This is a genomic window from Caballeronia sp. INML2 (genome assembly GCF_023631365.1).
GTDB lineage: Bacteria > Pseudomonadota > Gammaproteobacteria > Burkholderiales > Burkholderiaceae > Caballeronia > Caballeronia turbans.
In genome coordinates this window covers 78,431-90,650 of sequence record NZ_JALQDH010000016.1, presented here as the reverse complement: position 1 = coordinate 90,650, position 12,220 = coordinate 78,431, and the positions used below count along the sequence as shown (strand labels likewise).

Here is a 12,220-nt window from a genome sequence, read left to right as displayed (position 1 = left end):
TGCCGCCGTCTTCGGGACGCCGCCATATGCAACAGATATTGCGGGCATTGCCACTGTCCGCAACCAAAAAATCGGACGCAATCAAGCCGCCGTCATAGTCGTCTTCACGGCGGCGATATATTCCCGAATTTTGGCGCGGGTAGCATCGCCGGAAAAGCCGTCGGGAAGCCGCCGGAAACGCCGGCGAACCCTTTGCCGCAAGGCTTACGCGCCGCTGTCATGCGTTGGGCATTATCTTTCCTATCGCGGGCGCACAGCGCGTCTCAAATTCCTACAATGCTGTACACGGCGCGCATCTGAAACGCCGACGGGTATGTAGCCACTGACGTGGAGCCTCGATCCGCCGCAGACGCACTGACGTTTCAAGGTGCCGAATTTCGGATCGATGCGCAAAGCCGGATCTCGCACAACTCAAGGAAACTGCGAATGGGCAAGCTCACCACCCACGTCCTCGACACCGCGCACGGCCGCCCGGGCGCAAACATCAAAGTCGAGCTGTTCGCGCTCAACGGCGACGCCCGCCGCGCGATCAAGACCATCCACACCAACGACGACGGCCGCGCCGATGCGCCGCTGCTCGAAGGCGCCGATCTCGAAACCGGCGAATACGAACTGGTGTTCCACGCGGGCGATTATTTCGCCGCGATCGGCGTAAACGTGCCCGAACCGCGCTTCGTCGATCGTGTGGTGCTGCGCTTCGGCATCGCGGATTCCGGCGCGCATTATCACGTGCCGCTGCTCGTGTCGCCTTGGGCGTACAGCACGTATCGCGGCAGCTAATAAAAAAGACATCCAGGCACATCGCGCCCGTCCCCATCAACTCGACGATGTGCGCATAACGAATCGGTAGTGGAGGAGTACATGGAAGGCTTTGTCACCGACTGGCTCAATCTTGTATTGCGCTGTCTGCACGTCATCGTCGCGATCGCGTGGATCGGCGAATCGTTCTATTTCGTTGCGCTCGATAACAGTCTGAAACCGCCCACGGATCCGAATGCGCGCCGTCGCGGCGTGTTCGGCGATTTCTGGCACGTCCACGGCGGCGGCTTCTATCACATGCAGAAGTATTCCGTCGCGCCGCAGGACATGCCCGAGAACCTGCACTGGTCGTTCTGGCCGTCTTACACCACGTGGATGTCGGGCTTCGGCCTCTTCTTGGTGCTGTATCTGTTGTCGCCGAGCACCTATCTGATCGACAAGAGCGTGCTCGACATGGGCCCGGTCGTCGCGGTGTCCGCCGCGCTCGGCTTCCTGATGGCCGGCTGGATCGTGTACGACACGCTGTGCCGCGTACTCGGCACCAACGACAAGCTGCTCGGCATCTGCGTCGGCATCTACGTGCTGATCGCGGCATTCATCGCGTGCCAAGTGTTCGCGGGCCGCGCCGCTTATCTGATCACCGGCGCGATGATCGCGACGATCATGTCGGCGAACGTGTTCTTCGTCATCATTCCGGGCCAGCGCAAGATGGTCGCCGCGATGCTCAAGGGCGAGACGCCGAACGCGATCTACGGCAAGCGCGGCAAGCAGCGCTCCGTGCACAACACGTATTTCACGCTGCCGGTGGTGTTTGCGATGCTGTCGAACCACTACGCGATGACCTACACGCACAAGTTCAACTGGCTGATTCTCGTGTTGATCATGCTGGCGGGCGCGCTCATTCGCCAGTTCTTCGTGATGCGCCATCGCGGCCAGGTGCTGTGGTACATGCCGGTCGCGGGTCTGGTGCTGGTGCTCGGCGCATTCGCATGGACGATGCCCGCGCCCACCGTGCCGGTCGCACAGGCCGCAGGCGCGCCGACGATCAAGGTCGCCGACATCCAGCCGATCATCCAGCAGCGTTGCGCGACATGCCACTCCGCGCATCCGACGATGATGGGCAGCGCCCCCGCCGGTGTCTTGCTCGATACGCCCGCGGAGATCAAGCAGAACGCCCAGCGCGTGCATCAGCAGGCCGTGACGTTGAAAGCGATGCCGCTCGGCAATGTCACGCAGATGACGGATGCCGAGCGCCAGAAGGTGGCGGCCTGGTTTGCAGGCGGCGCCGTCGAATAAATCTGCCGTTCCGAGGCGCGAATGCCCCGCTCATGTTTCGAGCGGGGCATTTTTCATTTACCGCGAAAAATAGTCCTTCACCGCTCGAATGACGCTATCGAGATCCGCGCGCGACACATCGCGGTGGGTGACGAAGCGCGACGCATAGAGCATCTGCATGAGGATGCCGCGCTCTTTCAGAAAGGCTTCGAGCGGTGCGCAATGCGACTCGGGAATCTGCGCGAAGACCATGTTCGTTGCGTGCGATTGCACTTCGATCTGATCGATCTGGGCGAGGCCGGCGGCGAGATACGCAGCGTTGTCGTGATCCCGCGCGAGGCCGTCGACGTGATGATCGAGCGCATACAGACACGCCGCGGCGAGCAGGCCTGACTGACGCATGCCGCCGCCGAGCACCTTGCGCCAGCGGCTCGCGGCATCGATCAACGCCTTCGATCCGACCAGCACCGAACCGACCGGCGCGCCCAGCCCTTTCGAGAAGCAGATCGACACGCTGTCGAACGGTGCGCACAACGCGCTGACCGGTTTGTCCGACGCCACCGCCGCATTGAACACGCGCGCGCCGTCGAGGTGCGTGGACAAGCCGCGATCGCGCGCGAGCTGCGTCGCCTTCGCCACGTACTCGGCCGGCAGCACTTTTCCGCCGATGGTGTTCTCCAGCGCCAGCAAGCGCGTGCGCGCGAAGTGATTGTCGATCGGCTTGATCGCCGCCGCGATCTTGTCGAGCGGCAACGAGCCGTCGGGCGCGTTTTCGATCGGCTGCGGCTGGATGCTCCCGAGCACCGCCGCGCCTCCGCCTTCGTACTTGTATGTGTGCGCAGACTGCCCGACGATGTATTCGTCGCCGCGCGCGCAATGCGCCATCAACGCGGCGAGATTGCTTTGCGTGCCGCTCGGGAAGAAGAGGCCTGCTTCCTTGCCCGTGCGTTCGGCAAGCGTGGACTGAAGCCGGATGACGGTGGGATCGTCGCCCCAGACATCGTCGCCGACATCGGCGGCCGACATCGCGGCGAGCATGGACTGGCTGGGACGGGTGACGGTATCGCTGCGCAGATCGATCATCGTTGGGTCGGGGTCGTCGGAAAAGAACTGCTTATCTTAACGCCCCAAGAGCAAAAGGACCGGCCCTACCGCACCGGTCCTTCCCTGGCCCGAAAGAAGCGTCCTAGCGCATTGCCTCTTCCGTCAGCCACAGCGATTCCTTCAGATCCAGCTCGTTGAGGTTGTGCCCTTCGCCACCGCCGCGATCGACGACGATGTAATCGCTCACCTTCCCCAACGCGAGCAGCGGATGGTGCCACACGCCTTTTGCATAGTTCACGCCCTGCCAGCCGCTCGTGACGAACGCGCGGATCTTCGACTCGTCGAGATCGCCCGCGGGCGCTACGACGACGAGATACGGCCGGTCGTCGAGCGGAATGAACGCCTGGCTGCCGAGCGGATGCCGTTCCATCATCTTGCATTCGAACGGCAGCGTGCGCGGCTGCCCGCGAAAGAGATTGACGATCGCATGGCCGCCCTGATCCGTCACGTCCACGTTGCACAGATCGTGAAAGCGGATCGTGGTGCCGAGGTTGATCGGGATCTGCTTCGCGCCATCGAGTTCGATGACATCGCCATAAGGCTTGAACGCGGCGCGCGTCAACGGAACGATCTCGAGCTTTTTCATTATGCGAGGGTGCCGAAGAGACGAAGACGCGACACGCCGCCGTCGGGATAAATATTGAAGCGCACGTGCGTCACCGGGCCGAGCGCAGCCAGTTCCGACTCGAAGAAATGCTGCTTGTCCATCTGCAGTTTCTGCTCGCCGAGCAGCACCGGCCAGAACATGGCCTGCGTCACGAGGGAACTGTCCGTGCCGCCCTTCACGTAAGCGGCCTGAAGCGAGCAGCGATCCGGGAAATTGCCCTTGAAGTGCGCGGTGTCCACTTCGACCTTCTTGATGACGCCCGGCTGCGCCAGCGCGACGATACACCAGTCGTTGCCCGGCTCCCGACGGCGACGGGTTTCCCAGCCATCGCCCATGTTCACGCCGCGGCCGGGCATCAGCAACGTCGATGCGAGACCGAAGTGCTGGTTGTTCGTGCCCACCATGTACGCGCCGTTTTCCATCGCGCCGAGATCGACGAGCTGGTTGCGGTCGGCGTTGCTCCAGTCGAGCTGCGGCTGGCCGTACACGCGCAGACGCGCAATGCCGCCGTCCGGATAGATGTTCACGCGCAGGTGGGTGAACGGCTCTTCGGCCTTGACTTCGAGATAGTGGTGACTGTTGCCTTGGAGCGTCGTCGAGGGGACGATTTCCGTCCATTGCGTCGACTGGTTCGGCGACCCCTCGGCGACATGCGCGCCTTCGATCGACGCCGCGGGCGGGAAGTTGCCGGTGAAGTGGCTCGTGTCCACGTCGATGCCCTTGATCACGCCCGGACGCGCCAGCTTGACGATGCACCAGTCGTAGCCCGTCGTGCGCTTGCGGCGCGTTTCCCAGCCGTCCATCCACTTGCCGTGATCGTCGTACTTGCCGGGAATGAACACCGCCGGCTCCGGGTTCAGCATGCGTTCCTTCGGCGCGAAGAAATCGTCGCTCGCCTCGAGTGCCTGCGCGCCCAGACGCGGGTCCGCGAGATTCACATAGCGGCGCGTGAATTCGGGCGCGTTGGGATCGAGTGTCGGAATTGCCATTGTCTTCGTCCTTGCTCTTCGTTACGTTCAGTTCGGTTACGGTTGATGCGGAATCACGCGGCCTGGATCAGGTCGTTCAGCCTGAAACGCGCGATCCGGTAAATCTGGTCGAGACTCGTGCGCAGCTCTTCGGCGCGATCGTGATTCACGCGCTTTTCGAAGTTCGCGATGATGCCGTGACGGTCATACCCGCGCACGGCGAGAATGAAGGGAAAGCCGAACTTCTCGCGATACTGCGCATTGAGCGATTGCAGCCGGTCGAATTCTTCCTGCGTGCAGAGATCGAGGCCCGCGCCGCTTTGCTCGCGCGTCGATTCGGCCGTCAGTTCGCCGCGCACCGCGGCCTTGCCCGCGAGTTCCGGGTGCGCGTTGATCAGCGCGAGCTGCCTGTCATCGCCCGCGCTTTCGACGATATGCGACATCGCCGCGTGCAACGTGTCGATGTCCTTGAAAGGCCGCTGCTTCGCCGCCGCTTCCGGCACCCACGGCGAATGTTCGAAGATGCCCGCGAGCACCGTCACGAACGTGTCGGCGGGCATGGTGTTGAGTTGGTCGAGTGTGTATTGCATCGCCTTCATGCCGCCGTCCCGGTGTTGGTTCTTTCGAAAGGATGTTGCTCGCGCCAGTGACGCGCGATGTCGACACGCCGCGTGACCCACACGCGATCATGCTTTTCGATGTGATCGAGAAATTTCTGCAGACCGCGGAAACGCCCGGGACGCCCGAGCAGGCGGCAATGCATGCCGATGGACAGCATCTTTGGCGCTTCGTCGCCTTCTTCGTAGAGCACGTCGAAGGCGTCCTTCAGATACGTGAAAAAGTGATCGCCCGTGTTGAAGCCCTGTGGCGTCGCGAAACGCATGTCGTTCGTGTCGAGCGTGTACGGCACGATCAGATGCGGCTTCTTCTCGCCGCCCGTCACTTCCACTTCGGTCCAGAACGGCAGGTCATCGCCGTAATTGTCCGAGTCATAGAGGAAGCCGCCGTATTCCGCGACCAGCCGATGGGTGTTGGGACTGTCACGCCCGGTGTACCAGCCGAGCGGACGCACGCCCGTCACGCGCTCGATCGCTTCCATGCCGAGGCGCATGTGCTCCGCCTCGCGCTCCGGCGACATGTCCTGATAGTGAATCCAGCGATACCCGTGACACGCGATTTCATGCCCCAGTTCGACGAACGCCTTCGCCAGTTCCGGATGCCGTTCGATCGCCATGCCGACGCCGAAGATCGTCAGCGGCATGCCGCGCTTTTCGAACTCGCGCAGGATGCGCCACACGCCCGCACGCGAGCCGTATTCGTAAATCGACTCCATGCTCATGTGCCGCGAGGGGTACGCCGCCGCGCCCACGATCTCCGACAGAAACTGCTCCGAGCCCGGATCGCCGTGCAGCACGCAATTCTCGCCGCCTTCTTCGTAATTGAGCACGAATTGCACGGCGACGCGCGCGCGTCCCGGCCAGTTGGCCTGCACCGGGTTGCGGCCGTAGCCGATCAGGTCGCGTGGATAGTTCGGATCGAGTGACATGGCTGGCGTTGAGCTCAAGCGTTTAAAAAACGGGATTGTTGACGATCGAGTGTAGCTAAAAGACCCGGACGCGCCCATACATCAGGGCAGATAATCCGGGTCACGTCGGGAGTATGTGTCCCTCGGAACCGCGATCAGCGCGGGCTGAAATCCGACAGCACGCCGTCATACCGTTTCGCGAGCGGGCGCGCATAGTCGCCGCGTTTCGCGGTGTGGAGTTTCAGCGCGATCAACGCCTCCGCCCATTTCACCGCCGCCGTCACACCCTCGACCACCGGCGCGCCGATCGCGTCCTCCACCTCGCGGCAGAACTCCGCCATGCCCGCGCAGCCGAGGACGATCGCATCCGAGCCGTCCTCGTCGAGCGCGCGCCGGCATTCGTCGATGATCGTCTGGCGCGCGGGCGACCCCGGCACGTCCAGTTCGAGCACGGGAACGTCGGTCGCGCGAACGTTTTTGCAAAAGCGCGTCATGCCGTAGCGCTCCGCCAGATGCCATGCCATGCCGACCGTGCGCTGCAACGTCGTGACGACGGAAAATCCCGGCGCGATCACGCTCGCCGCGTGCATCGCCGCTTCCGCGATGCCGATCACCGGACCGCGCGCCAATTCACGTGCGGCGTAAAGGGCCGGATCGCCGAAGCAGGCAATCACGTAACCGTCGAAACCCTGCTTTTCTCCCGCTTCCACTTCCGCCAGAAGTCCGAGCGAGGCGATCGCTTCGTCGTAATAGCCCTCGATGGACGGCGGGCCCATCGTCGGGCTCACGGCGACGATCTCCGTGCCGGGCGCCGCGACTTCGCGCGCGCAGCGGCCCATCGAATCGGTCATGCGCTGCGTCGTGTTCGGGTTGATCAGTTTGATGCGCATTGCTGTTCTCCACACTGCTTTGGAAGGTTCTCTCAGGTTCTATCGTGTGTTATAGGCGATGGGTCAGACCGGACGCTTGCGATCCGCCAGGAAGTAATAGAACACCGCGCCCAGGCCCGCACCGATGAACCAGGAGAAGTTCGCGGCGCCTTCGAGCGACGGCAGCATCACACAGAGAATCGCGATGACGGCGGCCGGCAGGAGCGCCATCACCGCACGGCGGTTCACGCCCTTCGTGTACCAGTACTTGCCTTCTTCGGACACCGAGTAGAGATCGTCCACCGCGAGCTTGCCGCGCTTCACGAGATAGAAGTCGAGGATCAGCACGCCGTACAACGGTCCGATGAAGCTGCCGAGAATATCCAGCGTGTAGTGGATCACCGCCGGATTGTTGAACAGGTTCCACGGCGTGATGAAGATCGACGCGGTCGCGGCCATCATGCCGCCCATACGCCAGCTGATGAGCTTCGGCGCGACGTTGGAGAAGTCGAAAGCCGGCGATACGAAGTTGGCCACGATGTTGATGCCGATGGTCGCGATCGTGAAGGTCAGCGCGCCGAGAATCACGGCGGTCGGATGATCGATGCGGCCGACGGTTTCGACCGGATCGGTGATCAATTGGCCGAACACCGGCAGCGTGGCCGCGGTCGTGATGACGGTCACCAGCGAGAACGCCAGGAAGTTGACCGGCAGGCCCCAGAAGTTGCCGCGCTTCACGCTGCGAAAGCTCTTGCAGTAGCGGGAGAAGTCGCCGAAATTCAGCATCGGGCCGGAGAAGTACGACACGACGAGCGAGATCGCGGTAATCATCACGGGAATCACTTCCATGCCGTGATACTTCACGCCGCCCAGATTCAGGCCGATGTTCTTGATGCCCGCGCGCCACACCATGTAGCCGGCGAGCAGGAACATCACGACGTAGACGGCCGGACCTGCGAAGTCGATGAACTTCTTGATCATCTCCATGCCGCGCCAGAACACGATGGCCTGCAGCACCCAGAGCAGCATGAAGCCCGCCCAGCCGAGCGCCGACAGACCCACGAAGCCGTACTTGTGCACGTCGGCGTAAGGCATCAGCGACGGCACGAACTTCAGCACGACGATGACGAGCGCGCTCGAAGCCAGATACGTCTGAATGCCATACCACGCGACCGCGATGAGCCCGCGGATCACGGCTGGAATGTTCGCACCGAGCACGCCGAACGTGGCGCGGCACGCGACGGGATACGGCACGCCGGCCACCTGGCTCGGCTTCGCGATCATGTTGCACAACGCGTTCACCAAGCCGATGCCGATCAGCAACGACACCAGCACTTGCCAGCTCGTCAGGCCGAGCGCGAAGAGACTGCCCGCGAACACATAGCCGCCGACGCTATGCACGTCGGACATCCAGAACGCGAAGATGTTGTATGCGCCCCAGGTCTGGTTCTTGAGCGGGGCGAGGTCTTCGTTGTAAAGGCGGTCGCTGTAACCGGCGGGTAGATTCGGATCGTGTTCCGCTGTCTGCTCTTCGTATTGCGGCAAGGCTGAACTGCCGGGTGCACTGAACTGGGCCATGACGTCTCCTTCATTGGCTGCTTGCGTAAGAAAAAACTGCAAATGCTGCTGTGACGAGCTTCGATCGGACACCTTCGCTGACATTTCGAATCAGCGCGGCATTCTTCGGATTTGCGTTTTCGCTTTGGGGCGTCAAGCCAGAAGCGCGCGAGCACATGGCCCGGCACGCTCGCCCTGCGGCGACTTTCATCTCACGCTCACATGAGCGTCGTGTTCGATGCAGTGCACGCTGCTGATTTTTTTGCGCGTGCGACTCTCCACGCGCCGGCGCGGGGCGCGAGCACGGTCTTCAATTATTTAGTCCTGCTATCTTCAGCCGATGGCAGATTCTGCGATCTGCACTGTCACTGCTGCCTACGTATCGAGCGCCCTTTCGCGCTCGGCGGGCCTTGTGAATACTTCCTTCAAATCGACCGCGCCACGCGCCGGCCGCTCCAGCATCTTCAGCTCGACATCGCGCAGATGCTGCGCCATCAGGTCGCCGGCTTTCGCTGCATCGCCGGCATCGAGCGCGGCAAGAATGTCTTCGTGATCCTCGAATGAGCACGAGCTCTTTCCGAGCGACTCATACAGCGCCGAGATCAGCGTCGAGCGCGCGACGAGTCCCGACAGACATTCGCACAACACCGTATTGCCGGTGAGCGCCGCGAGCTCGGTGTGAAATTCGCCGGACAGCCGGATCCACGAAGAAAAATCGTGGCTCTCGAATGCGCGGCGCTCCTTGCCGATGGTCGCGCTGATCGACTTCAGCCGGCGCATGCCGTGTCCCTGCGCAATCCGCTCCACCACCGCCAGCTCGATGATGCGGCGCATCTCGAACACCTCATGCACTTCCTGCAGCGACGGACTTGCGACGAAGGCGCCGCGGTTCGGCTCCAGATCGACGAGCCGTTCGTTCGACAGTTGCGCGAGCGCCTGACGGACGGTGCCGCGCTTCACTGCGAACACCTCGCACAACTGCGCTTCGGTCAGCTTCGCGCCCGGCGCCAACCGATGTTCGAGAATCGCGGCGCGGATACTCTCGGCGATCGACTCGGCATTCGCCCCGTTCGGAGCGACCGGTGAAGCATCGGATGCAGCACTACGTTTGGCGTCGGACATGATGTGCTCGCTTGCATGTTAAGTATCTTAGAATCGACATAAAGATTGTCAACAATTCATTTCAAAAACCGAGGTCTCGAAGCGGTTCTTTAGGCAGAGCACTGGCCTGCGAGCCTGCTCCGGCAGGCCTCTGCGCCAATTTCACACGTTTTTGTCAGCATTGCCGGCAACTTTTTGTCGACAATTCATGCGTTTGATTTAGGGTGTAGTTGAATTCCGGATGGTGCACTTTAAGACCGTTAGTTGCACATATCCATTAAAAGAGAGGCGCTCGCTGGAGCGCCTTTTGTGCTCAAGTCAGGCCAGATGCGGGTAATCGGACAGTTTCAGCGTAAATCCCCGCTCGGTCGCGACGAGGTGCGCCGTCGCTCCGAAAGGAAGCGTCAGAAGATTTTCCACGTGTCCGAACTGCAACCCGGTCACCACAGGAATGCCGATCACGGATCGGACCTGCTCGATCATCGCGTCGAGCGAATAGCCGTTGTCGTAATCCGAAAGCCGCCCGCCCGAAAATTCGCCCATGACGATCGCCTGCTGACGGCCGAGCATGCCCGACTGATGCAACTGATAAATCATCCGTTCGATCCGGAACGGATGCTCGTTCACATCTTCGACGTAGAGAATTCCACCGTCGATCGGCGGCATATACGGCGTGCCGACGAGCGAGGCCAGAATCGCGAGATTGCCGCCCCACAGCGTGCCGGTCGCGTCCACTGACTGGCGCTGCGGCGTGTTGCTCGTCACGGTGAAACTAGAATGCGATATCGCGTTCCAGAAGTGCTGCATCGTGAACGGGCTCACCTGTTCGGCGCCGAAATCGCCTGCGAACATGGGGCCGCCGAAGCTTTTCACGCCGGCGTGCGCAAAGAGCGCGCACTGGATCGCCGTGAAATCGCTGTGACCGATGATGGCGACCGGCTGATCGGCGAGTCTGCGCAGGCCGAGATAGTCGAGTCCGTGCAGAATGCGCGATGCCCCATAGCCGCCGCGCACGGCAAGTACGATGTCAGGCAACGGCCGCGACGCGTCCGCGAGCCGGTTGAGGTCGGCCGCACGCTCGGCGTCGGTGCCGCCGAAGCGTTGAAAGCGCCGCCGCGTGGCATTGACGTTCTCCAGGCGATGCCCTTCCCTGCGCAAGCGTCCGAGGGCGCGCTCCACAGCCGCCGGATCGTGCGGATAGCCCGAGGGCGCGACGAGGTCGATGGTGCGTGATTTCACGATGTTGTCGTTGGATTCGTTGTCGGATCGGAGGTATCGGTCGCGGCGAGCAGGCCGGCTTCGCGCGCACGGCGCGCATCGCGCTCTTCACGTGCCAGGCGGCGGCGCTCGGCGAAGAAATTCTTGAGCGCGTGCCCGCATTCGTCTGCCAGCACGCCGCCCGTCACCATGGTGTGATGATTGAGCTGCGCATTAGCGAACATGTTGACGACACTGCCGCACGCGCCCGTTTTCGGGTCCGTCGCGCCGAAGACGACGCGTGCAATCCGCGCGTGCATGATGGCGCCCGCGCACATCAGGCACGGCTCGAGCGTCACATAGAGTTCACAGCCCGGCAGACGGTAGTTCTCGAGCTTCTGGGCGGCGGCGCGCAGCGCGGCCATTTCGGCATGCGCGGACGGATCGTGTCCGCGAATCGGATGATTGAAACCCGTGGCGATGACTTCATCGCCCAGCACGATCACCGCACCCACGGGCACTTCGCCCGCACGACGGGCTTCGTCGGCGGCGCTTTGCGCAAGCGCCATGAAGCGGCGATCGCGTTCGCTTGAAGGATCGGCGATGGCAGCGCTGGGCGCGGGCTCCGGCGCGTCCGGTGTCCCGATCACTTGACTTCCACCGCCACGCGCGACTGTGCGCGCTCGGAGAGCCGCTCGGCGATGCGCCGGCGGTACTCATGCGGCACGCAGCCGCCGCCACGGAGCGATTCGAGCGCCATGTCGAGCGCGAGCATCTTGGCTTGCAACTGACAACGGGCCGCGGGGTCCGTCACCTTGTCGAACTCTTCCTGCAGCCCACGCAACGCGCGCAGCTGTTCGACGGCGGGTGGGACGAAGCCCGCATTCTTGAGGATTCGATTGGCGACACGCACTTCCTCGGGCACGAGGACGTCGTCGTCGAAGTGCAGCGGAGCGCCCGCGCCCGGCAGGTTGTTGAACTCGCCACGCGCAGCGGCTTCGTTGATCCGCTGTTCGACCAAAGCATCTAGCAATTTCATCGGGGATTACGACCGGCTTTCACCCGCGAGCGGGCGCGGTCTGTCACGATTTCCGTTGGTTAGCTCGAAGTCGGAAGGCAGCCGGAAAACCACGCTCGCGCGTTGTTCGGCACGTCTCGACAATCCAAGCCCTATTCTATCAGCGGCTGCCGCGAGGTTTTCGGGCGACGCACGCCTGTTCGCGGCGCTTCACCGTATACCGGGCTTATCGCTGTCCAT

At 62.6% G+C, this 12,220-nt stretch carries 13 protein-coding genes; 2 read left to right on the top strand and 11 right to left on the bottom strand.

Going from position 1 to position 12,220, the window contains the following annotated elements:
- Window positions 1-426 precede the first annotated feature (426 nt).
- Both uraH and NCT32_RS06240 read left to right on the top strand, forming a co-directional pair.
- Window positions 427-780, top strand: coding sequence for a hydroxyisourate hydrolase (gene uraH, locus NCT32_RS06245; RefSeq protein ID WP_061117528.1), 354 nt, complete (start codon window positions 427-429; stop codon window positions 778-780).
- 81 nt (window positions 781-861) lie between these two features.
- Window positions 862-2,055: a urate hydroxylase PuuD gene (locus NCT32_RS06240; protein WP_250476564.1), complete on the top strand. Its 1,194-nt coding sequence runs from the start codon at window positions 862-864 to the stop codon at window positions 2,053-2,055.
- A 57-nt stretch (window positions 2,056-2,112) separates the two neighbouring features.
- Here the strand turns inward: NCT32_RS06240 and ltaE are convergent, their stop codons facing one another.
- The 11 genes from ltaE to NCT32_RS06185 all read right to left on the bottom strand — a co-directional run bounded on the left by ltaE (window position 2,113) and on the right by NCT32_RS06185 (window position 12,001).
- A complete protein-coding gene (gene ltaE, locus NCT32_RS06235) occupies window positions 2,113-3,117 on the bottom strand; it encodes a low-specificity L-threonine aldolase (RefSeq protein ID WP_061117530.1) in 1,005 nt (334 codons plus the stop codon).
- A 103-nt stretch (window positions 3,118-3,220) separates the two neighbouring features.
- Window positions 3,221-3,724 carry an ureidoglycolate lyase gene (locus tag NCT32_RS06230; RefSeq protein ID WP_061117531.1) on the bottom strand — a complete coding sequence of 168 codons (504 nt, stop codon included), beginning with the start codon at window positions 3,722-3,724 and terminating at the stop codon, window positions 3,221-3,223.
- The gene (gene alc / locus NCT32_RS06225; RefSeq protein WP_061117532.1) at window positions 3,724-4,734 is read right to left on the bottom strand and encodes an allantoicase; all 1,011 of its coding nucleotides are present in this window, start codon (window positions 4,732-4,734) and stop codon (window positions 3,724-3,726) included. The genes NCT32_RS06230 and alc overlap by 1 nt, the downstream gene beginning before the upstream one ends.
- 53 nt (window positions 4,735-4,787) lie before the next feature.
- Complete coding sequence (gene uraD / locus NCT32_RS06220) at window positions 4,788-5,312, bottom strand: 2-oxo-4-hydroxy-4-carboxy-5-ureidoimidazoline decarboxylase (RefSeq protein WP_250476560.1); 525 nt, start codon at window positions 5,310-5,312, stop codon at window positions 4,788-4,790.
- Window positions 5,309-6,259 carry an allantoinase PuuE gene (gene puuE, locus NCT32_RS06215; RefSeq protein WP_061117534.1) on the bottom strand — a complete coding sequence of 317 codons (951 nt, stop codon included), beginning with the start codon at window positions 6,257-6,259 and terminating at the stop codon, window positions 5,309-5,311. The genes uraD and puuE overlap by 4 nt, the downstream gene beginning before the upstream one ends.
- Before the next feature lie 134 nt (window positions 6,260-6,393).
- The gene (locus tag NCT32_RS06210) at window positions 6,394-7,128 is read right to left on the bottom strand and encodes an aspartate/glutamate racemase family protein (RefSeq protein WP_061117535.1); all 735 of its coding nucleotides are present in this window, start codon (window positions 7,126-7,128) and stop codon (window positions 6,394-6,396) included.
- A gap of 63 nt (window positions 7,129-7,191) precedes the next feature.
- Window positions 7,192-8,685, bottom strand: coding sequence for an NCS1 family nucleobase:cation symporter-1 (locus tag NCT32_RS06205; RefSeq protein WP_061117631.1), 1,494 nt, complete (start codon window positions 8,683-8,685; stop codon window positions 7,192-7,194).
- Window positions 8,686-9,039: 354 nt separating this feature from the next.
- The gene (locus tag NCT32_RS06200) at window positions 9,040-9,786 is read right to left on the bottom strand and encodes a GntR family transcriptional regulator (RefSeq protein WP_061117536.1); all 747 of its coding nucleotides are present in this window, start codon (window positions 9,784-9,786) and stop codon (window positions 9,040-9,042) included.
- Between the two features lie 297 nt (window positions 9,787-10,083).
- Window positions 10,084-11,007, bottom strand: coding sequence for a muramoyltetrapeptide carboxypeptidase (gene ldcA / locus NCT32_RS06195; protein ID WP_250476577.1), 924 nt, complete (start codon window positions 11,005-11,007; stop codon window positions 10,084-10,086).
- Complete coding sequence (gene tadA / locus NCT32_RS06190; protein WP_061117538.1) at window positions 11,001-11,612, bottom strand: tRNA adenosine(34) deaminase TadA; 612 nt, start codon at window positions 11,610-11,612, stop codon at window positions 11,001-11,003. The genes ldcA and tadA overlap by 7 nt, the downstream gene beginning before the upstream one ends.
- Complete coding sequence (locus NCT32_RS06185) at window positions 11,609-12,001, bottom strand: DUF1992 domain-containing protein (RefSeq protein WP_061117539.1); 393 nt, start codon at window positions 11,999-12,001, stop codon at window positions 11,609-11,611. The genes tadA and NCT32_RS06185 overlap by 4 nt, the downstream gene beginning before the upstream one ends.
- Window positions 12,002-12,220: the final 219 nt, after the last annotated feature.